Here is a 21,848-nt window from a genome sequence, read left to right as displayed (position 1 = left end):
CGCACATCATGGCCGCAGCTCCCCGACGTTTATCGTTCGCCAGTCAGCTAATCGTTTTCTGGCTGCTGGTTGCAGTGATGTGCGCCGCCCTGATCGGGATCGTGTGGTTCATGGCGCAAGCGAATCTCGGACGGCAGATCGGCGTCGCCCGTCAACAGGGGCTGGCCGGCTGCGAGACGATCGGATCGCGCTACGACCTGTCCGTCGACCGGGCGGCGGAGCCGGCCGCCACGCAGCCGGCGCCGTCCAACGCGCCGAACACCGACCTGATGCACGCGATCCTCGACATCGTGCTCGCGCAAATGGACGGCGTGGAAGGCGGCTTCTGGCGCCCGCAAGGCGCGCCGCGCGGCAGCTTCGACGCGTATGCGTTTCCGACCTATCAGGGCAGCGGCATCAAACGCGACATCCCCGATGCCGAGACGCCCTTGATCCTCCGCACCTTGCGCGCGGCATCCACCACGCATACGGCGGCATCCGAATTCGTCGAAGGCCAGCAGGACGCCGTGATCGTCACCGCCTGTCCGGTGCCGCATCGGGATGGTTTGTTCGCATGGACCCTTTCCCGCGTGCATCCACCGCTCGGGCCGTCGGGCAAGGCGCTCGTGACCACGCTCGCGGTGCTGCTCGCGGTGATCGTCGGTATCGCGATCGCGCTCGGCGTTCTGCTGCGACGCTGGCGCGCCAATCTCGCGCGTATCGAGGCCGGCCTGAGCCGGCCCGCCGACCTGTTCACACCGATCGCACCAACCGGCGAGCCCGACCTCGACAAGATCGTCCACGCGTTCAACGCCTACGGCGCGCGCGCCACCTCCCTGCAGCAGCAAGCCGGCGAATTGCATGCGCAGCTCGCGGCCGCGGAACGGTTCGCGGCGATCGGCCGGTTCTCCGCGCAAATGGCGCACGAAATCCGCAACCCCATCGGCGCGATGCGGCTGAAGGCGGAAAATGCCCTGAACGGCGACGCCGAGCGCAAGCAGCGCGCGCTCGGCGCGATCCTCGAGCAGATTCAGCGCGTGGAGCGGCAGCTTTCGGGTCTGCTGGCGCTGACGCAACCTGTGCGTGTCGACGCCCACGCCGTCGACTTGCGCGGTTGGCTGGCCGAACGTGTGGAATGGCACCACGACGCAGCCGCACGGGCCGGTGTCGCGCTCGCGTTGGAGTGCGCCGAAGCGCTTCCCGCCCAGGCATGTTTCGACGCGGAGCAACTGGCGCGCGCCATCGATAATCTGCTTCTCAACGCTTTACGTCATACGCCATCGGGCGGCAACGTCACGTTGCACGCGGCGCGGCGCGCCGACACGCTGCGAATCGAAGTGACCGACGACGGACCCGGCGTGCCGCACGCCGAGCGCGAGCGCATTTTCGAACCGTTCGTGACCGGCCACGCGGCCGGTTCGGGGCTCGGCCTCGCCGTAGTACGGGAAATCGCCGCCGCGCATGGCGGGCGAGCCTTTTATGAAGCGCGCGAGCGCGGTGCCTGTTTTGTGATCGAGATCCCATGGCGCACATCCTGATCGTCGACGACGACGACGCCTTTCGCGAAAGCCTCGCCGAAACGCTCGGCGACCTGGGCCATGTCATCGAACAGGCCGGCACAGGGGAGCAAGCGCTTGCACAGCTTGCCGGCGACGCCCGCATCGATTGCATGTTTCTCGACATCAGGATGCCGGACCTGAGCGGCATCGACGTGCTCGAGCGTCTGCGCGCGATGCCGGCGCGCGCGGCGCTGCCCGTGGTCGTGCTGACCGCCTTCGCCACCAGCGACAACACCATTCACGCCATGCGGCTCGGCGCTTTCGAGCACCTGACCAAGCCGGTCGGGCGCGATGCGATTGCGTCCCTGCTGCGCAAGATCGAAGCGTCCAATCGCGGCGCGGCGAATCCGGCGCTGCCGGCGTCGAACGAAGACGTCAGCGACGGCACGCCACGCCTGCTCGGCAACAGCGAGGCGCTGCGCGACGCGCAAAAGCAGATCGGCCGCGCCGCCGCCACGGATTCGACTGTCCTGATCACGGGCGAAACCGGCACCGGCAAGGAGGTCGCGGCGCGCGTCCTGCACGACGCGTCACGGCGCCGCCATGCGCCCTTCGTCGCGATCAACTGCGCGGCGATTCCCGCTGACCTTCTGGAGAGCGAACTATTCGGCCACGCGCGCGGCGCCTTCACCGGCGCGGTGACGCAACGCGCCGGGCGCATCGCCGAGGCGAACGGCGGCACGCTGTTTCTCGACGAGATCGGCGACCTGCCGTTGCCCATGCAGGCCAAGCTGCTACGCGTGATTCAGGAACGCACGCTGACGCCGGTCGGCAGCAACACGAGTGTGCCAATCGACGTGAGGATCGTGGCTGCAACGCACCGCGACCTCGCGGAGGAAGTGGTAGCGCGCACGTTCCGCGAGGATCTGTTCTACCGGCTCAACGTGATTCCGATTCATCTGCCGCCGTTGCGCGATCGCCCCGATGACATTCTCCCGCTGGCCGCGCACTTTCTCATCGCCGCCGCCAACCTGGCCGGTCCCGTGCGGACCCTGAGCGCCGATGCCGAACGACGCCTGCTCGCGCACGCATGGCCGGGCAACGTACGCGAGTTGAAGAACGCAATGGAACGGGTCGCGGCACTCGCCCGCGGCCCGCTCGTGACCGCCGACGATCTGGCTTTTCTCACTGCGCCGCGTGCCGCCGCGAACGGGATTCCGGCCGCGCTGCTCGATCTGCCGCTGCAGCAGTCGATCGAATGGCTGGAGCGCGCCGCGATCGAACGCGCGCTGCAACAGACCGGCGGCAATCGCGCGGAAGCCGCGCGCCGCCTCGGCATCAGTCGTCAGTCGCTCTATACGAAGATCGCCGCGTACAAGCTGGGTTGATGCGCTTGCCGGTGTCCATCCGGCTGACACCCCGCGTCCAGCCAGCCGACAGCCTGAACCGGACGCCGTGGCGCAAAGCCTTACGCGACAACGCATAGCGGCATGGCATGGTGGTTGCAAAGACTCCTGCACGACATTGCTGTCGAAGGAGTCTGACCATGAACCGTTTCAACCCGATCGCCCGCGCGGCGTCCGTGCTCGCCGTGATCGCCGCGACAGCGGCTTGCGCGGCACAACCCGTGCCGCCGCCGCAGCCAAGCGCGCCGCTATCACCGCCCGCGCCGAACGCTAACGCTCCGCTGCCGCCACCTTTCGCCGAAGCTCCGCGAGAGGGCGCTCCCGCGACTGTGAGCGGCGTGCTTCAGCGTTTTGTGATCAACCCGGAAGGCGATGTCGACGGCATGCTGCTCGCCGACAACACACTTGTCCGCTTCCCTCCGCATATCGGCACTCAAGTGGCCGCTGCCTTCGCGCCAGGCGCGACGGTCAACGTGAACGGCTTCGCGCAGCCCGGCGGAACGCTGCGCGCCCGTCAGATCGCCGACGCGAACAACGGCCGCAGCGTTGTCGATCAACCGCCGCCGGCCGACGCCCAACGTCCGCCGAAGCTGCTCGCCGGCGTCGGACTCGTCAAGCTCGACGCAACCGGGCGCGTGCTGCGCGTCACCAGCGCGCCGCGCGGCGAACCCGACGGCGTGCTGCTCACCGACGGCACGGTGATCAAGCTGACGCCGCCCGCGGCCGCGCGCTTCGCCAACCTGCTGCAACCGGGCGCGACGATCGCGGCGCAAGGCTACGGCACGCGCAATCGCTACGGCGAATCGCTGCAGGCCACCGCTTTCGGCACGCCCGGCAATCTCACGGTGATTTACGACGTCCCGCCCAGGTAATCCCGACTCATCACTCGAACAAAGGAGTTTCACCATGCATTGGATCGACCCCGCCTGCCTGCCTGAAACGCGCGGCAAAGTCGTGCTGTTCCTGCTCAATCCGCACGGCGACGCGGACGGCTTCATTCTTCAGCACGCCGACGGCACGCAGCAGCAGGTGCACTTCCCGCCTCATCTGGGCAAACAGATCGCGCGTCACATCGCGCCCGGCGACGCCGTACGCGTGCGCGGCGTGAAACCGCGCGGCGCCGAACTGATCGCCGCCGTCTCGCTGACGAGCCGGCAAGGCGTCGAGATCGTCGACGACGGTCCACACGCGCACGAACATGGTCCGAAACATGAACACGGCCCCGAGCGCCACGGCGAGCCGATGGACGTGCAAGGCGAAGTCGTCATGCCGCTCTACGGACCGAAAGGAGAATTGCGCGGCGCGCTGCTGGAAGACGGCACGTCACTGCGTATGCCGCCGCATGCCGCCGCCGAACTTATTGCGTATCTGACGCCGGGCGTTCACGTGCAGGCTTGGGGCCGTGGTGTGAAAAACCGGCTGGGTTGCACGGTCGATGTACACGACATCGCCGAACTGGTCGACGAGGAAATCGCGTCGGACGCCTGAGCGGATGTCAAGTGGCGACCGACGACGCCGGTCGCCACGCACGTTCACACCGCTCACGCATCACGGATGGTTGTACATCGCATTCCAATCCGCGCTGGGAACGGGCGCGCGCCCCGCCTCCGACGAACCGCTCGCGGCGCCACCGAAACCGCTCGCCGCATGCCGTGCCGCCACCCGTGCTTCGGCGGCCTGAATATCGGCCGGATAGTTCGGATCCTCCCCGCGGCCCGGGTTATAGCCGGCCTGTTCGAGTTCGAGCAACTCGGCACGCACCTGCGCACGGGTCACAGGCGAATTCGATTGAGCAAATACCGCAACCGGCGCTGCAAGGACAGCGGCAACCACAACGGCTTGAATAAGGGACTTCATGACGACGACCTCCACACTTCGCTTTGTTCTGCTACGAACAGCCCTGTTCGTAAATCAGTGACAACAGTCTAGAAAGGTCGGCGCTCGAGAATAAGGGCCGTGCGTGGAGAGGATTGTTCTCGATTGTGGATAAAGCATGGCTGGGCCGCCCCATCTCGAAGCGAAGGTCCGCACGCAGGCGCTATCGGCGCGGAAAAAGACACAGATGCGTCTTCACATGGAGATTCGGATTTCCGCAGCGGTGGCCGGCGTAGTCGATCTGCTCGCCTGGTGCCAGGTCCGTCGGCGCCTTGTGCGCGGACGAACCTGGCTTGACGGCAACCGCCGGCTCGCCACCGCTGCCCGCACATCCCGCGAGGCTTGTGGCAAGGATCGCCGTCAAGGCGGATTTTTGCAGTAACGCGCGCATGTCGCCGCCTCGTCGTTCTCGGAGAAAGATGCGTCATCCTGCTCCGCGACGCTCGCTGCCAGCATCACGCCAATATGACAAAAATCTCATGCGCGCGGCCGCGCGATCGCCGTTTCGTCGCTGCCGTGGGTCCTGACATTTTTCTCATGTTTCGGTCACGATTGCACACCACCGGCGCTTCACACTGAGCTCACGAATCGCCAAACGGCGGTCGTCACTCAGGAGATTTCACCATGAACACTGCAAAACTCTTCACCCTGTCAGTCGCCGCCCTGACGATATTCGGCACGGCCTCGCAGCTTGCGCAGGCGCAAGGCAAGACTCGCGCGGAGGTGAAACAGGAACTGGTTCACGCGCAACACACCGGCGTGATTCCGTCCAGCAAGACGCAATACCCGCCCGACGCCAATACGATTGCCCGCAACAAGCAGACACACGCCATTACGTTGCATGGCGGTGAAAAGTCGCCCGCTCTGGACCAGCATGACAAGCTCGCCGCGAAGTAACGGCACGTGCCGCCGGGAGAAGATGCCCGGCGGCATGCGTACGCCGGTTGCCGATGCACGGCGCGCCCTCACGCTTCGCGCACGGCGTCGCGTGCCGGGCGCGCCGCCACGCCGCGAGGTGATCAACCGTGGTTGGGAAAGCGCAGCCAGAAACGGGTGCGAACATGCGGGCGGCTTTCGAAGCCGCACTGTCCTCCGTGGCTCTTCATGATCGACTTCACGATGGCAAGACCCAGCCCTGTGCCCGATGCCGAACCGTGCCGCGAAGGGTCCACACGATAGAACCGCTCGAATATGCGTTCGAGATGGCGAGCTTCGATTCCCGCTCCCGAGTCCGACACGCTCAGCGTGGTCGCGTCCTGCTCCTCCTTGCAGTCGATGGTAATGCTGGTCCCTTGCGGCGCCTGCACGAGCGCGTTCGACAGCAGGTTACTGAGCGCGCGTTGAAAGAGCAGCAGATCGGCACGCACCGTGCCCTCGCCCGTCACCTCGATCTTGACGTGCACGTCTTCGGCCACGGTCTCGTAGTAGCCGGCGACGCGTTCGGCCTCCGCGACCGCGTCGAGTGAACGCAAGGACAGCAGCGCGTCGGCCTGATCGGAACGCGCGAGGAAAAGCATGTCTTCGATCATGCGCGACAGCCGCTGATACTCGTCCACGCTGGATTCGATCACGTCGCGGTAATCTTCCGCGCTTCGACGTTGTGACAATGCAACCTGAGCAGCGGCAAGCAGATTGGTGAGCGGCGTGCGCATATCGTGCGCCAGATTGGCCGAGAACTGGCTCAGCCGCGTAAACGATTCGTCGAGCCGCGCCAGCATGCCGTTAAAGGCCTGCTCCAGTTCCTTCAGCTCGCCCGACACATGCAACTCCGGCAGCGGCTGCGCGAGGCCGCTCGTCGACATCGCCTCTGCACGGGCCACCAGCCTGCGCAGCGGGAGCAGACCCAGCATGGCGATGCCGTAGGCGAACGCGGCGGCCAGAAGCACGCCGAACACTTCAATGACCAGCGCGGTGTACGCGTATGCGTTCAACAGAGCCTGATCACTGGTTCGATCGTATTGAACGACGACGCGCATTTGCGGTCCGATGCCGTCGTTGAGCGGCGCGCTCTCCAGCAGATATCGAAGATTCGAACCGGCGCGCGTGAGCGCCACGCGAGCACGCTGCAGCCCGCTTGCGGAGAGCGGCGCATACGGCTTGAACCCCGCCGTGCTCAGCAGGCGCTGGCCGGCTGCATCGTAAATGGCAAGCGCCATGTGCGGATGCCCATGCAGGTGGTCGGTCAACGTCTGCGCATCGGCGGCAATGCCCTTCACAGTCGGAATCCCCGCCAGATGCGTGCGCAACGCCGCCATCGTGCCGGACATCTGTTCGATCGAGTTCGATTCGAGACGGCCGCGCAGCGCCTGATATAGCGCAAGCCCGCTCAGCGCGAGGATCGCGGACGTGGACAGGATGATGAGAACCGTGAGCCTTGCACGCAGCGTACGTGGCACCACGCGCCTGATCAATTGCCGCTGCCCCGGTTTTCCAGCACATAGCCCATGCCTCTCACGGTGTGAATCAGCTTGGGTTCGTAGGCGTCGTCGATCTTGGAGCGCAGCCGCCTGATTGCCGAATCGACCACGTTCGTGTCGCTATTGAAGTTCATGTCCCACACTTGCGACGCGATCGTTGCGCGTGGCAGGATTTCCCCTTCCTTGCGCATGAGCAGCCACAGCAGCGTGAATTCCTTGGCGGTGAGCAGGATCACGTCGCTTTGCCGGGTCGCCTTGCGCCGCGTCAGATCCAGTTCGAGATCCGCGACCTTCAGCAACGCGGATTCGCGTGGCTTGCCGCGCCGCAGGATAGACCTCACGCGCGCGACCAGTTCGACGAAGTCGAATGGCTTCGCAAGGTAGTCGTCGGCGCCGAGTTCCAGTCCCTTGACGCGGTCTCCCACGTCGTCGCGCGCAGTGAGAAACAGCACCGCCGTGCACCGTGTGCGGCGCAGGTTTTGCAGCAGCGTCCAACCGTCCTGTCCCGGCAGCATCACGTCGAGGATCAGCAGGTCGTAGTCTTCCGTCTCCGCCTGATGCTGTCCCGTCACACCGTCTTGCGCCCAATCGACAACGTAGCCCGCCTCCGACAAGCCCTTTCGCAAATAGGCGCCGGTCTTCGGCTCATCTTCCACCAGCAGAATCCGCATTTGCCGCTACCTCGAAAAAATGCCCAGCCGGCGCAGCAGCTGAGCGGGCGACGTTTTCGCCAGCCAGCCCGATGCAGCGGCGCGCCATGACGACGAATGAGCCGACCGGTATAGCACGGGCAAGACCAGCAATGTCAAGGCCGTGGACGACAGGATGCCGCCGATGACCACCGTTGCCAACGGACGCTGCACCTCCGAGCCCGTGCCGGTTGCGAACGCCATCGGCAAAAAGCCGAGCGACGCGACGAGTGCTGTCATGAGCACGGGCCGCAGCCGTGTCAAGGCGCCCTCCTGGACGGCCGCGTCCAGCGCCGTGCCTTCATCGCGCAGGTTCCGGATGAAGGAAATCATGACGAGCCCGTTAAGGACTGCGACACCCGACAGCGCGATAAATCCCACCGCAGCGGTAATGGACAGCGGAATGCCCCGCAGCCAGAGCGACAGCACGCCGCCGCTCAGTGCGAATGGAATACCCGTGAAGACTAGCAAGCCATCCTTAGCATTATTGAACATAATGAACAGCAGAACAAACACCATGAAGAGCGAAAGCGGCACCACCAGCTTCAGGCGCTCGCTCGCGCTTTGCAACTGCTCGAACTGGCCGCCCCACGACAGCCAGTAACCGGAAGGCACCTGGACGTCCTGACGGATCTGCTCGCGCGCGTCCGCCACGAACGAGCCGACATCGCGCCCACGGACATTCGCGCTCACCACCACACGCCGCTTGCCATCTTCGCGGCTGATCTGGTTGGGACCCGGTGCGACATCGACCGTGGCCAGTTCGGCGAGCGGCACATACGGCGCCTGCGCGAGCGGCACGCTGCCGCCCACCGCCGCGGCAAACGGCAACGCGATCGGCAAGCGCTTGATCGCTTCGATGTCCGAGCGAAGTTCGTCCGGCAAGCGCACGACGATATCGAAGCGCCGGTCCCCCTGAAACAGCGTGCCGGTTTTCTGGCCGCCCACCGCGGCCGCGACCGTGTCCTGAATGTCGCCTACCGTGACGCCATAGCGCGCCAGCTTGTCTCGGTCCACGTTGATGGTGAGAACCGGCAAGCCGCTGGTTTGTTCGATCTTGACCTCCGCGGCGCCCGGCACTTTCTGCAAGGCCGCCGCGATCTTCTCGCCTGTGTCGCTGAGCACCGCCATGTCGTCACCGAAGAGTTTTACCGCGACATCGCTGCGTACGCCAGAGATCAATTCGTTGAAACGGAGTTGAATCGGCTGGGAAAATTCATAACTGTTCCCCGGCAATTCGGCAAGAACGGCTTCGATCTCCGCAACGAGTGTGTCCCGCGACTTGTTCGGGTCCGGCCATTTGTCGGTCGGCTTGAGCATGATGTAGCCGTCGGACAGGTTGGGCGGCATCGGATCCGCGGCAATTTCCGCTGTCCCTGTGCGGGCAAAGACGCGCTCGATTTCCGGAAACCGTTGCTTCAACGTTTTCTCAATAGATTTTTGCATGTCGACCGATTGGGACAGACTCGTACCCGGGATACGTAATGCAGCGACGGCCAGGTCGCCCTCGTTCAGACTCGGGATGAACTCGCTGCCCAGGCGCGCCGCGAGGCCGATACTCAGCGTGACGATCAGGAACGCGCCCGCCAGCACGCGTTTCGGGCGCGCGAGGCAAGCGCCGAGCAGCGGCTCATAAACGCGCCTCGCCCAACCCATCAAGCCGTTTTCCTTTTCTTCGACGCGCTTGCCGATAAACAACGCCACCGCGGCCGGGATGAAGGTGACCGTCAATAGCATTGCGGCAGCAAGCGCCATCACGACCGTCATCGCCATCGGGTGAAACATCTTCGCCTCGACGCCGGTGAGCGCGAAGATCGGCAGATAGACCACCATGATGATCAGTTGACCGAATATCAGCGCGCGCCGCGCTTCCTGCGACGCGCCGAAGACTTCGGCGAAACGCTCCTCGCGGCTCAGCGGCCGGCCGGCGAGCGCCTGCGCGTGAGCCAGCCGCCTCACACAGTTTTCAACGATCACAACCGCGCCGTCGACGATGATCCCAAAGTCGAGTGCGCCCAGACTCATGAGGTTCGCGCTCACCTTCGCATTGACCATGCCGGTGAAGGTCATCAGCATCGACAGCGGAATGACGAGCGCCGTGATCAGCGCCGCGCGCAGGTTGCCGAGAAAGAGGAACAGCACGACGATCACGAGCACCGCGCCTTCGAGCAGGTTCTTCTTCACTGTCTGCACGGCTTTTTCAACCAGCACGGTGCGGTCGTACACGGGAATCGCGCGCACGCCTCGCGGCAAGCTGCGGTTGACGTCCTCCATCTTGACGGAGACCGCCTTGGCGACGGTGCGGCTGTTCTCGCCGATCAGCATGAACACCGTGCCGAGCACGACCTCTTCGCCGTTCGAGGTGGCGGCGCCCGTGCGCAATTCACGGCCGATATCCACCTGTCCGACGTCCTTGATGCGAACCGGCACGCCGCCGACGTTGGTGATCACGACATTGGCGATGTCGTCGACCGAGCGAGCCTGACCGGGCACGCGCACGAGATACTGCTCGCCGCGTTTTTCGATATAGCCCGCGCCGACGTTGGCGTTGTTGCGGTCGATCGCGCGCACCACGTCCGCGAGCGTCAGGCCGTGAGACATGAGCTTGGCGGGATTCGGCGCGACCCAGAACTCCTTGACGTAGCCGCCGATGGAATTCACCTCGGTGACACCTGGAACATTGCGCAGTTGCGGCTTGACGACCCAGTCCTGAAGCTCGCGCAGATCCACCGGCGTATAGCGGGTGCCGTCGGGCTTGACGGCCGACGCGTCGGCTTCCACCGTCCAAAGGTAAATTTCGCCGAGACCCGTGGAGGTCGGTCCCATCGCCGGCGTCGCGCCGGGCGGCAGCTTGTCTCTGGCTTCCTGAATCCGTTCGTTGACGAGCTGACGCGCGAAATAGATGTCGGTACCGTCCTTGAAGATCACCGTGACCTGAGACAGGCCGTAGCGGGAGATGGAGCGCGTCTGCGCCAGATTCGGAAGACCGGCCATCGCGGTCTCCACCGGATACGTGATGCGTTGCTCGGCTTCGAGCGGCGAATAGCCCGGCGCCGCGGTGTTGATCTGCACCTGAACGTTCGTGATGTCGGGCACGGCGTCGATGGGCAGCTTCTGATAGCTGTACACGCCCCATCCCGCGATAGCGGCCATGGCCAGCATGACCAGCCAGCGGTGCGCGATGGCAAAGCGAATCAGTCTTTCGAACATGCGAAGGGTCCTTGGAAAACCGGGGCTCGGAAAAGCGGTCTGCCAAAGGCAGATCACGGCAGCTTCATGGCGGCGAGGCGTCAGTCTTCCCCGGCACTGCCTTTCCCGAGTTCGGCCTTGAGGACGAAGCTGTTCGCAGCGGCGTACGTTTGACCCGGTCGAAGTCCTTTCAGCACTTCGATCACCTTGTCGTCGCGCCGTCCCGTCTCGACCGCTTGCGCAACAAAACCTCCCGGCGATTGCACGAAGATCGCGGGCGCGCCGTCGATCTCCTGCAGCGCGTCGCTTGCAACCGCGAGCGGCACGCTTTGCTTGCCGGCATCCACCGATACATTGACGAACATGCCCGGCCGCCACGCGCCGTCCGGATTCGGCAGCACGACGCGCGCCGGCGCGGTGCGGGTCTGCTCGCCGAGCAACGCGCCGACATAGGCGATCGGACCGCTCGACTTCGAGTCGAACGCGGTGGCGCTCACCGTCGCTTCGCGGCCGACACGCACATCGTTCAGACGCTGCGCGGGCACCGCCATTTCGGCCCACACGGACGAGAGATCGGAGAGAACGAACACCTTGGCATCCGCCGCGATTGCCTCGCCGGGCGTCACGTGCTTTTCGACCAGTGTTCCGGCAAACGGCGCGCGCAATTCGTAACGGTTCAACGCGCCGCCCGATGGCGGCGCATTCAGCGCGGCCAGCTTCGCGCGGGCGTTTTGCGTGGCGATCTCCGCTTCGCGCAACACGACCTGCGCCTGGAGATAGTCCTGCTCGGCCGAGATACGCTCCTGCCACAGCGTCTTTTCGCGTTGGTACGAAGTCCGCGCGGCGGCGAGGCGGCGCTCCGCGCTCAACAGCTCGCTTCGGCGATCCGCAAGATCGGTGCTGGCGATGACGGCCAGCACTTGCCCCTGCACGACTTTCTCGCCGATCGAGACATTTACCCGCTCGACGATGCCCGCCACGCGCGGCACGACGTGGGCTGTCCGATCCTCATTGAATCTGATCTCACCGGGAAACTGGAAGGCCGCGAGAATCTGCGCGGGACCGGCGCGGTCGAGACGAATCCGCGCCGCCTCGATTTGCGCCGCGCTGAGCGCGATCGCCCCATCGGCACGCGAAAACACGAACGAGGCGGATTGCCCGCGCCACTGGAGGTCGATGGATGCGTCGAAGACGTGAGGCTTCGCGATCGGCTCCGCGGACGTCAGCTTCTGCCCCGCCCACGCGAATCGCAATGGCTGGATCGAACCGTCGTAACGCTTGATCGAACCCGAGACGCCCACGTCCTTGTCGGCGGGTTTGCCTTCGACAAACGGATAGACGACGAGCCGCGCGTCACCCGGCTTCTCGGACAGGACGACTTCGACGGCTAGCGCGCCATTTCGGAACACGGTGCCGCCATGCTGGCCGGGCGCAGCCATTGCGCTTGCCGACGTGCCGGCAGCGCCCGAAGCACTCGCGGTTTCCGACGGCACCCGCGTCATCGCAAACACGGCGAGCGCGACGCTCACGCCGCTAAGGGTCGCCGCAGCGGCGACCATAAGTTTCTTTGTACTCAGCATGAGAAGTCCTTCAAGGTAGACGGGGCGCGCGGCCAGGCAGCGGGACGCCGACCAGACGATCGATTTCGGCGTAGGCGAGGTGCGCATCGGTCAATGCCTGCACGTATTGCGACTGGCCCTGAAACAGCGTGCGCTGCGCATCCAGGACGTCGAGGAAGCTGAACTTGCCGAGCTCATAGCCGCGCGACATCGCGTAGAGCGCCTCACGCGCGGCCGGCAGGACATCCGTTTTCAGACGCCGCGCTTCCAGGCTCGACCGCTCGTACTTGGCGTACGCCTGAGTCAGATCGAGTTGCAGGCGCGCCTTTTCACTGTCGAAGTCGGCGCTCGCCTTCTCTGCTTTGTGCACCGATTCGAGCAGCGCACCCCGGTTGGTGTCGAACAGCGGAAGCGGAATCGAAACGCCGACCACTGCCTGGTTGCCCGGCACCCCGCCGGTCACGACCCGCTTCATGCCCGCGCTGAACGTGATATCGGGGATACGTTTGGCACGCTCGACGGCAATCGCGGCGTTGCTGCGCAACGTCTCGGCCTGGGCGGCGCGCGCGAGCGGCGCGTCTGACAGTTGGGGCAACAGTCCGGCGAGCGGTTCGAGCGCCGGCACGTTTTCGATGTCGCCCGCCACAGGACGTCCACGCGCGAGCGGACTGCCCGTCACGTTCGAAAGCCTTTCCGCCGCGATGGTCAGCCGCGAGGCTGCATTGGCCTGTTCGATTTGAACGCCGGTCGCGGCGACCCGCGCTTTGGTCGCCTCCACCGGCGACACCTTGCCGGCCTGCGCGCGTTTGTCCGCCAGTTCCGCCGATCTCGTCGCGATGTCCGCGGACTCGCGCGCCACCTGCAACTGGCGCTGCGCCGCGAGCAAGCCGTAAAACGCGGCGATGACGTCCGAGCGCAAGGCCGCGCCGCGCGCATCGAGCGACGCGAGCGCCACTTCACGCCCATACGAGGCGACGTCGAGGCGCGCCTGACGCTTACCGCCGAGTTCGACGGTCTGATTGACGAGCGCCGTCGACGTGCGCTCCATGCCGCCGAATCCTTCCTGCAGCAGCGAGATTTGTGGATTGGGGCGGGCGCCTGCCTGGATGAACGTGCCGCGCGACGCGTCGGCGTCGGCGCGCGCACCGCGCAGCAGCGGGTTGTTCTCGGCGGCGATACCGAGCGCCTCGTCGAGCGACAGGGCGGCACCGCCGGGAGGCGCAGCTTGTGCGATTGGTGATAAAGGTCGATTGTCTTGCGCCAGCGGCGCGGCGGATTGCGCGACGGCCGGATTCACCGCAGCGATCGCAAGTGCGGCAGCCAGGTTGCGGGTGAGCATGGTGATGTGACATGTTGACGAGGTGCGACCGATGCTACGGTCCCGCCGCCATGCCAACATGGTGGAAAAATGAGATTTCTGTCATCTTTCGCGGCCGGCGCGACTGGGTTAGCCGCGGCGGCGGCGATGCCCGCCGCACGGTTGGCCTGGGAAGACTCGCCCACGGCAATGCTGGCGGTATCGTTCGAGGTCGAGTACCGTCATCCACCCACGACCTGATGCGCCGGTCGATCACACAACCCTATAGCGACTGCTCATTGCCGGCGAAGAAACATCCGGAAGCCCGCAAACTTCACGCTGCTCCTGGCAACAGGATCCAACTGCCGGCACTCCACATGTATCCCCCGCGCCGGCGCGTTCTCCAGAAATTCATCGATCATGTCTCGCACGTCGGGATCGATGAAGTCCGCGCGGCTGCCGTCGAGTATCACCGTGGCGCGATCAGGAATTGCCTTCAGATGTTCCTTGAGACTGACCTTCGCGAGAAACGACACGTCCTTGCGCAATGACAGCAGAATGTGGTCGTCATGCCGAGCCATCGTGATCGGCCGCTGCATATGCACATGAATGGCGAACGCGACGCTGCACACGATCCCCAGCACGATGCCCATCAGCAGATCGGTGAGCAGCACGGCGCCGATCGTCACGACGAACGGTACGAAACGCGTAAGACCTTGCCTGGCGGCATCCGCAAACATCGACGGTTTGGCGAGCTTCAGACCCGTGAAGATCAAGATCGCGGCGAGGCTCGCGAGCGGAATCAGATTGATCACCGCCGTCAGCGCGAAAACGCTCACGAGCAGCAATACGCCGTGCACGATAGCCGACCAACGGCTCTGCGCACCCGCATTGACGTTGGCGGAACTGCGAACGATCACGGACGTGATCGGCAATCCGCCAATCGCGCCGGCCACCATGTTGCCGATACCCTGTGCCCTGAGTTCGCGATCCGGCTGCGCCGGGCGTTTCTTCGGATCGATCTGCTCAACGGCTTCGAGACTGAGCAGCGTCTCCAGACTCGCGACGATCGCAATCGTCATCGCCAGGCGCCAAACGTCGGGGTTCAGCAAGTGCGTCAATTGAGGCCAGTTAAACACCTGGTCCAATGCGGCAAGCGAGGCCAGCGACGGCAACGACACGCGATGTTCGAGCGGCGGTGCGAAGCCGGGAGCAACGAAGTCCAGCAACAGCGTGAGCGCAATGCCGAACAACACGACCGCGAGCGGCGCGGGCACATAGCGCACGAGCGCAAAGCGTCGCGCGGCACGGGTTTCCCAACTGGCGAGGATCGCCAGCGACACGATCGCAATCGCGCACGCGGCCACGGACATCGCGCCGAACGGCGTGGTGATTGTGCCAGCCGTGCCGCCTGCGGCGCCGTTGCCCAACCCTGCTGCCAACGGCGTCTGTTTGATGATGAGCAGCAGCCCGATCGCCGCCAGCATGCCCTTGATAACCGAAGTCGGCACATAAGCGGCGAAGCGGCCTGCTTTAAGCAGGCCGAGTCCGAACTGCATGGCGCCCGCGAGCAGAACCGCCATCAAAAACGAGGGGAAGCTGCCGAGCCTCGTAATCCCGTCGACGACGATCACCACAAGTCCGGCCGCGGGACCGCTGACGCTCAGATGCGATCCGCTCAGCAACCCAACGACAAGCCCGCCGATAATCCCGGAAAGCAGACCGGCGAATGGATCGACGCCGCTTGCATTGGCAATGCCGAGACACAGCGGAAGTGCGACGAGAAAGACGACAGTGCCGGCAAACATGTCGCGGGGAAACGATGCAAACTGTTCGCGTAGATTCATGATGGTTGTGTAATCCAGACGTTTTGTACAAGGTAGGAAGATCGACCGGGTTTTCGGGGGACGCACACTCGCAAACACCGCGGATCGGCCGGCCATCGTCTCTACGTCGTGCCGCGGCCTGCGCCGCCGGTCAATGGATTGACCCGGCGCGTCGCGCGTGCAAAGCCGAGCCATTCATCCGTGACGCGACGTGAAGTGGACTGATGTTTCGGCTACCTGATTAATAGCCGCAAGCTGCGTGTACATGACCAACAAACGGGAACTCAGTCAGGTACGCGAGCTGACTAGCGATCTTGCTGAAAGGGATTTCGGTGCAACGCGTGACGCTGGCCGCTATACGCGTTTTTGCTGACGCTCAGAAGCAGGCTTGCGCGTGCGGCTGACGCAACGCGGTGACAAACTTCGTTGCATTACCCCGGATGGGCATGGCAGGTTCGTCTGCCATGCCAGCGGCGGCGCGGTGCTCAAGGGCGAGCATCACGAACCTGAATAGATGTCGCAGAAACTGACTGGCCCAACACAGTGCGGATTGCCGCCCGGCATCGGGTTTCCGTGCGACGCGCGGCCAGATTCCTGCGATCCCGCCGGCACGCCGCCTTCGTCACCTTCCGCACCCTCGCCGCTTTGCGCCGGTTGTGCCACGACCTTTACCTTCACCATGTGAGAGAAACTCGGATGAACAAACGGATAAGATGACTCCGTCACGTACTGCAATCCGTTGGCCTGTGCCTCGGTGAGTTGCTGCTTCACCTCGGCACGCGTCAATCCCTGAGCCTGGACAGCGGAGCTAATAAGTAAGGCCGAGGTCAGCCAGAGTGTGACGATCAATTTCATATGCGACTCCGTGACTGTCGAATAGTGTCGCGCCTACTCGCGGGGACAGTGCGAGAGACAACAATGAGAGGAAAATCCGTGCTTGCCGATTACCTGAAATGGCGTTCGGATTCGGCAAACAGCGCCTTGTTGCGCTCGATCGTCGATTTGCTCGGCGGATAGTCGGCTTCGGTAGTCGGTATGAGCCCGTCCCTATAGGCTTGAATGAGCTCCTTGCGAACTTCAGCGCGTGTTTTTCCCTGATGCGCTGATTTGACCGGCGATGCGGCGCCGTAAGTTTCCGCTTGCGCGATGGGGATCTGTCTGGGAGAAGCCTGCTCCACGTCTGCGAATGCCAACGTGGATAAAGAAGCACTAAGCAAACCAAGGGCAAGTAATTTTTGAAACTTCATCTGAACCTCCTTTCAACCTGGTGTCGGTATTAACTTGACTCCAGTCTGACTCGCGGAGGGGTCGACAGCATGATTACAAGATGATGTTTTTGTCAGGATGCCGTATGGCCATGCTAGCGTCTCGTGCTTATGCGTACTCAGGCCAGTCGCCAAATGAAAAGCGGCGGCGCCACCCGTGCGCCGCCTTGCGTGAATGGCGCGAAGCGTGCATGACGTGAGCCACGCAACTCGCGCGGCTCACGTCACCAACGCCACTCGTATCACTTGCGCCACCGCAACGGCCGGCGCAAGTGATGGCGCTCCAGCCTCACACTCGCGCCCGCATGCAAGAAAGACGGCATGCCGCCCAACTCGACGCCTGCGGCACGCTCGCGCTCCTCATCGGCTTCGACGGTCTTGCTGGTGTCGATGAAAAGCGCCGCCAGGATGCCGACCGCAAGCAGGCCCGCGGAGATATTGAACGGCACGTTGTAGCTGCCGGTCTTCTCGATCAGATAGCCGAACACCACCGGCGACACCATGCCCGCGACGCCGAAGCCCGTGTTCATCATGCCGCCGGCCGTGCCCGCATACTTGCCGGCAATGTCGAGCGGCAACGTCCACAATACCGGGTTGGTGATTTCGAGGAAGAAGAATGAAGCCGACAGGAACCACACGGCCGTCAGCGGATCGGTAGCGGACACCATCGGCAACAGAAACACCAGCGAACCGCCCATGCCCACCACCAGCACCGTACAACGCGCAAAGCGCAAGCGGCCCGTGATCTTGTAAAGCTTGTCCGACACGACGCCGCCGAGCGTGTCGCCGACCACGCCCGCCAGCAGCGGCAGCGCGGTAAAGAGCGCCAATTGTTTGAGATCGAATCCACGCGACTCGCGCAGATAGGACGGCAGCCACGTCAGATAAACCCACAACAGCCAGCCATAGCAGAAATCGACGAACGTGACGAGCCACATGCGGCGCACCAGCTTGCGCCACGGCGTGGCCGCATGTTTGGCGCGGTCGCAATCGCCGGCGCGGTAGCCGATTTCCGCGGTTTCCTCGGGCGTGATGCGGCGGTTCTGTTCCGGCGAATTGGTGAACACGAAGAGATAGAGCACGGTCCACGCGAGGCTCGCGATGCCGAGCAGGATGAACGCGTCGCGCCAGCCGCCGGTCGCCACCACGGCCAGCACGAGCGGCGGCGTGATCGCGCCGCCCAGACGCGCGAAACTATGCGTGATGCCTTGCGCGAAACCGCGCTCGGCCACCGGCATCCAGTAGGTGAAGGCGCGCGTCGCGGTAGGAAACGCGCCGCCTTCGCCGATGCCGAGCGCGAAGCGCATCACGACCAGCATGGTGACGCTGCCCGCGAAACCGGTGGCGAGCGTGGCCACGCCCCAGATCAACGACAGCACGGTGAGCACCAGTTTCGGCCCGTACTTGTCGGCGAGCCAGCCGCCGATGATCTGCATCGCCGCATACGGATAAGCGAAGGCCGAGAACACCAGCCCGAGTTGAACGGTCGTCAGGCCCATTTCGTGACGAATCAACGGACCGGCCACCGCAATGTTCACTCGATCGATGTACGAGATGAAGTACATCAGGCACATGACCGCCAGGATGATATGGCGTGTCTTGACACGCCGGATACGCGTTTCCATGCTGTCTCCTTTCTATTGTATGTATCGATCTCTACTGCGCGTCGACGACGGCCGCGAGCCGCGTCAGGTGGGCACCAACTTGAGCCGCTGCACCTTGCCGGAAGGTCCGCGCGGCAGTTCATCGACGAACCGAAACTCTTTCGGTGTCTTGTAGCGTCCGAGTTCGCGCAAGCAGTGCTCGCGCAGATCCGCCGGATCGGGTGCGCCGCGTCCGTCGCTCGTGCGCGGCACCACGAAGGCGACGATCTCCTGGCCGTAGGCCGGGTCGGGCACGCCGACAGCCGCGGCATCCAGCACATCGGGATGACGCAACAATGCTTCGTCGATTTCGCGCGGCGCAATGTTCTCGCCGCCTTTGATAATCAGTTCTTTCGCGCGGCCGTTGATGTAGTAGTAGCCGTCCGCGTCGCGATAACCGAGGTCGCCGGTGCGCAGCCAGCCGTCCGGCGTAAAGGCAGCGGCTGTCTCTTCCGCCTGCTTGTAATAGCCGCCCATCACCTGCTCGCCGCGCAACACCAGTTCGCCGCATTCGTTGGCGGCGCACTCGCGCCCTTCGCGGTCGATCACTCTCGCCTCACTGCCCGAAGGCAGGCCGATGCTGCCGACGCGCCGCCGGTCCATTTCATACGGATTGCTGAAGACTGGTGCCGCGGTTTCCGTCATGCCCATGGTTTCGATCACGCCGATCCCGAAGCGCGCCTCGAACGCGCGATGATGATCGGCGGGCAATGCGGCCGACGCGCTGCGGCAAAACTTCAGCGCCGACAGATCGTAGGTGCATGCTTCGTCGGCGTTGAGCAGATACGCGACAATCGTCGGCACCACGTTGATCCACGTGCAGGCGTGCAGCGCGACGTCGCGCCAGAACGTGCGGGCGGAGAAGCGCGATGCCATGACCGCGGAGCCGCCATGAAACAATGGCGCGAGCAGCGTCACGACCAGACCGTTGATGTGATAGAGCGGCAATGACGCGAGCACGCGATCGTCCGGCGTCAGCCGGTGCTCGGCGCTGATGTTGCGCGCGTTCGCCAGCAGGTTGCGATGCGTCAGCAGCACGCCTTTGGGTGTGCCGGTGGTGCCCGAGGTGTACATCAGCAATGCGACGTCATCTGCGGTGGGTTCGTGCGCCGTTGCGCTGTCCGCCATTTGCCCCGGCGCGGCGCCGCGCTTCGCGAACGCTGGCGCTGGCGCTGCGGCAGCGCTCGCGCCATGTGCCGTGGATTCGACTAATGCGGGTTCATGCCTAGCCAGCGAAGGCGGTTCGGCGTCGTCCGGTTCGGTCTGGATCAACGCGATCTCGCGCGTCAGCCCGGCAGCGTGCAATTCGGCGACTGCCGTGCTAATCGCAGCTTGCGTGTCGCGTGCGGCGAAGATCATCCGCGTATCCGAGTGATCGACGATATAGCGCACCTGCGAGGGCTGGCACAGCAGATTGAGCGGATTGGCGACAAGCCCGCTGTACATGGCAGCAAGCAGTAGACGGGCCGTTTGAATGCCGTTGCCCATGAACACGGAAATGACGTCGCCCGGCTGCAGGCCGGCTTCTTTGAAGCGTGCCTCCAGCACGCGGCAGTCGTCGCGCAATCCGCGAAACGTCAGGACGGTCGCGCGCGGATTCGGGACCGGCAATTCATCGTCATCGCGTGCGGCGAGCAGGAAGGGCTTGTCCGGATGCTGCGCGGCACGCTCGTCGATCAGCGCGCGAAGGGTGGCGGGTGTGTTCATCGGCCGTACCTCGCGAAGAAGTCGCCGAGCAATTCGTCCGTTTCCGGCACGCGCTCTTCGATCGGATAGGCGACCCGCGTGGTGTTCAGATAGTGGCGAAAGCCCAGATTGCCCGAGAAGTTATTGCGGCCCCAGGTGCCACAGCCCATCGACAGCGAGAACGGTAAACCGTTATCGAAGTTGCCGCCAGTGGCCAGGCAATGCGCCTGATTCACGATCACGCGCGCGACGGGCAACGTCACGCCGAGCTGGACCGCTTGCGCGGCATCGCTCGAATGCAGTCCGACCGAATGGCCCGCGCCCATGTATGCATAGATGCTGCGTACGACTTCGGCCGCCGCATCGAAATCGGCGGCGCGATATACGGTAAGGACCGGCGCGAGTTTCTCGCCGGAGAACGGATAGTTGCTGCCCGCGCCGCTCTCTTCCACCATCAGGAAAGCGGGATGACGCGCGGCGACTTCCTCCAGACCCGCCACACGCGCGATCACCTCGGCGGATTTAGCGGTGCACTGTTCGGAGAGCTTGCCGTTGACCCACATCGCAGCCTGCAAGCGGGCCTTCTGCGCGGCGTCGAGGAGTATGCCGCCGCACGCGGTCAGCTCGGCCAGCATCGGCTGATAGATCGCGTCTTCGATCACGATGCTGTTTTCGGACGAGCAACTCGTCGCGTTGTCGAAAGTCTTCGAGCGCAGGATCTTGCGCGCCGCATCATGCAAATCCGCAGATGCCGTGACGATCGAGGCCACGTTGCCCGCGCCCACGCCGAACGCCGGCGTGCCGCTCGCGTACGCCATGCGCACGTTCGCCTGAGAACCGGTGGCGACGACGAGATCGCACTGCCGCATCAACGCAGCGGTCGCCGCCTTGCTGATCGGCGCGGGCAGCATCTGCACGAGATCCGGATCGATACCGGCCTTCGCGAATTGCGCGTGAATGAACTCGATCAGCAATGCGCAAGACGAGTAACCTTTGGGAGACGGCGCGACGATTACTGCATTGCCGCATTTGAGCGCGTTGATGATCTTGTTGGCCGGCGTCGCCGCCGGATTGGTCGACGGCGTGATCGCCGCCACGACGCCGACCGCGCGCGCGATCTCGACGAGGCCGCTTGCTTTGTCTTCGGCGATCACGCCGGTGGTCTTTTGCCCGTGCAAATCGCGCAGCAGGCCGAGTGTTTTGCGGTAGTTCTTGCGGAACTTGTCGTCGGCGTTGCCGAGGCCCGTATCGTGCACGGCGCGTTCCGCCAGTTGCCGGTTGCGCTCGGGCTCCATGATGGCCCACGCGGCGGCGTCGGCGGCGGTGTCGAGCGCCTGTTGTCCTGCATGCTCGAAAGCGCGCTGCGCCGCGCGCGCCTTCGCAACCAGCGTGGCGACGATGCGCTCGGCTTCGCCGTCCGCATGGTGGCCCGCGATTTCGGCTCCTGTGGCCCTGACGTTCATATGGATTCGCTCCGCGTGAATAGATTGATTGCAGTGCTATCAATCTAGCCAGCCG

At 64.3% G+C, this 21,848-nt stretch carries 19 protein-coding genes; 7 read left to right on the top strand and 12 right to left on the bottom strand.

The genetic code is table 11. The annotated features are described in order from the left end of the window. The first annotated feature begins 8 nt into the window (after positions 1–8). From B0G81_RS05700 to B0G81_RS05685, 4 genes are all read left to right on the top strand, one after another. Positions 9–1,517 (top strand): HAMP domain-containing sensor histidine kinase, encoded by a 1,509-nt coding sequence (locus tag B0G81_RS05700; protein ID WP_134133833.1) that lies wholly within the window; start codon positions 9–11, stop codon positions 1,515–1,517. Then, positions 1,502–2,866 carry a sigma-54 dependent transcriptional regulator gene (locus B0G81_RS05695; RefSeq protein WP_134133832.1) on the top strand — a complete coding sequence of 455 codons (1,365 nt, stop codon included), beginning with the start codon at positions 1,502–1,504 and terminating at the stop codon, positions 2,864–2,866. Before B0G81_RS05700 ends, B0G81_RS05695 begins: the two co-directional genes overlap by 16 nt. A 158-nt stretch (positions 2,867–3,024) precedes the next feature. After that, positions 3,025–3,756, top strand: coding sequence for a hypothetical protein (locus B0G81_RS05690; protein ID WP_134133831.1), 732 nt, complete (start codon positions 3,025–3,027; stop codon positions 3,754–3,756). 34 nt (positions 3,757–3,790) lie between these two features. Beyond that, complete coding sequence (locus tag B0G81_RS05685; RefSeq protein WP_134133830.1) at positions 3,791–4,372, top strand: hypothetical protein; 582 nt, start codon at positions 3,791–3,793, stop codon at positions 4,370–4,372. A 60-nt stretch (positions 4,373–4,432) separates the two neighbouring features. Here B0G81_RS05685 and B0G81_RS05680 read toward each other — a convergent pair whose 3' ends face one another. Further along, positions 4,433–4,741: a DUF4148 domain-containing protein gene (locus B0G81_RS05680; RefSeq protein WP_134133829.1), complete on the bottom strand. Its 309-nt coding sequence runs from the start codon at positions 4,739–4,741 to the stop codon at positions 4,433–4,435. A 136-nt stretch (positions 4,742–4,877) separates the two neighbouring features. On the opposite strand from B0G81_RS05680, the gene B0G81_RS43490 reads away from it, so the two are divergent. After that, complete coding sequence (locus B0G81_RS43490; RefSeq protein WP_166678926.1) at positions 4,878–5,141, top strand: hypothetical protein; 264 nt, start codon at positions 4,878–4,880, stop codon at positions 5,139–5,141. Between the two features lie 242 nt (positions 5,142–5,383). Continuing rightward, positions 5,384–5,656 (top strand): DUF4148 domain-containing protein, encoded by a 273-nt coding sequence (locus B0G81_RS05670; protein ID WP_134133828.1) that lies wholly within the window; start codon positions 5,384–5,386, stop codon positions 5,654–5,656. Between the two features lie 122 nt (positions 5,657–5,778). On the opposite strand, the gene B0G81_RS05665 is transcribed toward B0G81_RS05670, so the two are convergent. From B0G81_RS05665 to B0G81_RS05645, 5 genes are all read right to left on the bottom strand, one after another. After that, a complete protein-coding gene (locus tag B0G81_RS05665; RefSeq protein WP_134133827.1) occupies positions 5,779–7,170 on the bottom strand; it encodes a heavy metal sensor histidine kinase in 1,392 nt (463 codons plus the stop codon). Next, complete coding sequence (irlR, locus tag B0G81_RS05660) at positions 7,167–7,847, bottom strand: heavy metal response regulator transcription factor IrlR (protein ID WP_121309173.1); 681 nt, start codon at positions 7,845–7,847, stop codon at positions 7,167–7,169. Before irlR ends, B0G81_RS05665 begins: the two co-directional genes overlap by 4 nt. Before the next feature lie 6 nt (positions 7,848–7,853). After that, entirely contained in the window at positions 7,854–11,075 is a 3,222-nt protein-coding gene (locus B0G81_RS05655) for a CusA/CzcA family heavy metal efflux RND transporter (RefSeq protein WP_134133826.1), read from the bottom strand. An 80-nt stretch (positions 11,076–11,155) separates the two neighbouring features. Then, positions 11,156–12,631, bottom strand: coding sequence for an efflux RND transporter periplasmic adaptor subunit (locus tag B0G81_RS05650; RefSeq protein WP_134143003.1), 1,476 nt, complete (start codon positions 12,629–12,631; stop codon positions 11,156–11,158). 13 nt (positions 12,632–12,644) lie between these two features. After that, the gene (locus B0G81_RS05645) at positions 12,645–13,952 is read right to left on the bottom strand and encodes a TolC family protein (RefSeq protein WP_134133825.1); all 1,308 of its coding nucleotides are present in this window, start codon (positions 13,950–13,952) and stop codon (positions 12,645–12,647) included. 69 nt (positions 13,953–14,021) lie between these two features. Here B0G81_RS05645 and B0G81_RS43485 point away from each other — a divergent pair, with 69 nt between their 5' ends. Next, positions 14,022–14,171: a hypothetical protein gene (locus tag B0G81_RS43485; RefSeq protein WP_166678925.1), complete on the top strand. Its 150-nt coding sequence runs from the start codon at positions 14,022–14,024 to the stop codon at positions 14,169–14,171. Positions 14,172–14,206: 35 nt separating this feature from the next. On the opposite strand, the gene B0G81_RS05640 is transcribed toward B0G81_RS43485, so the two are convergent. The 6 genes from B0G81_RS05640 to B0G81_RS05615 all read right to left on the bottom strand — a co-directional run bounded on the left by B0G81_RS05640 (position 14,207) and on the right by B0G81_RS05615 (position 21,793). Continuing rightward, positions 14,207–15,760, bottom strand: a complete 1,554-nt coding sequence (locus B0G81_RS05640) for a SulP family inorganic anion transporter (protein ID WP_208328597.1) — start codon at positions 15,758–15,760, stop codon at positions 14,207–14,209. A 474-nt stretch (positions 15,761–16,234) separates the two neighbouring features. Next, positions 16,235–16,591 (bottom strand): DUF4148 domain-containing protein, encoded by a 357-nt coding sequence (locus tag B0G81_RS05635; RefSeq protein WP_134133823.1) that lies wholly within the window; start codon positions 16,589–16,591, stop codon positions 16,235–16,237. A gap of 89 nt (positions 16,592–16,680) precedes the next feature. Further along, positions 16,681–16,983 carry a DUF4148 domain-containing protein gene (locus B0G81_RS05630; RefSeq protein ID WP_134133822.1) on the bottom strand — a complete coding sequence of 101 codons (303 nt, stop codon included), beginning with the start codon at positions 16,981–16,983 and terminating at the stop codon, positions 16,681–16,683. Between the two features lie 260 nt (positions 16,984–17,243). Continuing rightward, a complete protein-coding gene (locus B0G81_RS05625; protein ID WP_106276987.1) occupies positions 17,244–18,626 on the bottom strand; it encodes an MFS transporter in 1,383 nt (460 codons plus the stop codon). 63 nt (positions 18,627–18,689) lie between these two features. Continuing rightward, positions 18,690–20,351 (bottom strand): AMP-binding protein, encoded by a 1,662-nt coding sequence (locus B0G81_RS05620; RefSeq protein WP_134133821.1) that lies wholly within the window; start codon positions 20,349–20,351, stop codon positions 18,690–18,692. Next, positions 20,348–21,793 carry an aldehyde dehydrogenase family protein gene (locus B0G81_RS05615; protein WP_134133820.1) on the bottom strand — a complete coding sequence of 482 codons (1,446 nt, stop codon included), beginning with the start codon at positions 21,791–21,793 and terminating at the stop codon, positions 20,348–20,350. The genes B0G81_RS05620 and B0G81_RS05615 overlap by 4 nt, the downstream gene beginning before the upstream one ends. Between the last annotated feature and the right edge of the window lie 55 nt (positions 21,794–21,848).

It is taken from the genome of Paraburkholderia sp. BL6665CI2N2 (assembly GCF_004366535.1).
Classification (GTDB): Bacteria; Pseudomonadota; Gammaproteobacteria; order Burkholderiales; family Burkholderiaceae; genus Paraburkholderia.
The sequence above is the reverse complement of the archived record's forward strand: the minus strand, read 5'-3'. Positions and strand labels throughout refer to the sequence as shown.

Coding starts and splice junctions, on each gene's coding strand:
- B0G81_RS05700 (WP_134133833.1), top strand. CDS start 9: ATGGCCGCAGCTCCCCGACGTTTATCGTTCGCCAGTCAGCTAATCGTT.
- B0G81_RS05695 (WP_134133832.1), top strand. CDS start 1,502: ATGGCGCACATCCTGATCGTCGACGACGACGACGCCTTTCGCGAAAGC.
- B0G81_RS05690 (WP_134133831.1), top strand. CDS start 3,025: ATGAACCGTTTCAACCCGATCGCCCGCGCGGCGTCCGTGCTCGCCGTG.
- B0G81_RS05685 (WP_134133830.1), top strand. CDS start 3,791: ATGCATTGGATCGACCCCGCCTGCCTGCCTGAAACGCGCGGCAAAGTC.
- B0G81_RS05680 (WP_134133829.1), bottom strand. CDS start 4,741: ATGAAGTCCCTTATTCAAGCCGTTGTGGTTGCCGCTGTCCTTGCAGCG.
- B0G81_RS43490 (WP_166678926.1), top strand. CDS start 4,878: ATGGCTGGGCCGCCCCATCTCGAAGCGAAGGTCCGCACGCAGGCGCTA.
- B0G81_RS05670 (WP_134133828.1), top strand. CDS start 5,384: ATGAACACTGCAAAACTCTTCACCCTGTCAGTCGCCGCCCTGACGATA.
- irlR (WP_121309173.1), bottom strand. CDS start 7,847: ATGCGGATTCTGCTGGTGGAAGATGAGCCGAAGACCGGCGCCTATTTG.
- B0G81_RS05655 (WP_134133826.1), bottom strand. CDS start 11,075: ATGTTCGAAAGACTGATTCGCTTTGCCATCGCGCACCGCTGGCTGGTC.
- B0G81_RS05645 (WP_134133825.1), bottom strand. CDS start 13,952: ATGCTCACCCGCAACCTGGCTGCCGCACTTGCGATCGCTGCGGTGAAT.
- B0G81_RS43485 (WP_166678925.1), top strand. CDS start 14,022: ATGAGATTTCTGTCATCTTTCGCGGCCGGCGCGACTGGGTTAGCCGCG.
- B0G81_RS05635 (WP_134133823.1), bottom strand. CDS start 16,591: ATGAAATTGATCGTCACACTCTGGCTGACCTCGGCCTTACTTATTAGC.
- B0G81_RS05630 (WP_134133822.1), bottom strand. CDS start 16,983: ATGAAGTTTCAAAAATTACTTGCCCTTGGTTTGCTTAGTGCTTCTTTA.
- B0G81_RS05625 (WP_106276987.1), bottom strand. CDS start 18,626: ATGGAAACGCGTATCCGGCGTGTCAAGACACGCCATATCATCCTGGCG.
- B0G81_RS05620 (WP_134133821.1), bottom strand. CDS start 20,351: ATGAACACACCCGCCACCCTTCGCGCGCTGATCGACGAGCGTGCCGCG.
- B0G81_RS05615 (WP_134133820.1), bottom strand. CDS start 21,793: ATGAACGTCAGGGCCACAGGAGCCGAAATCGCGGGCCACCATGCGGAC.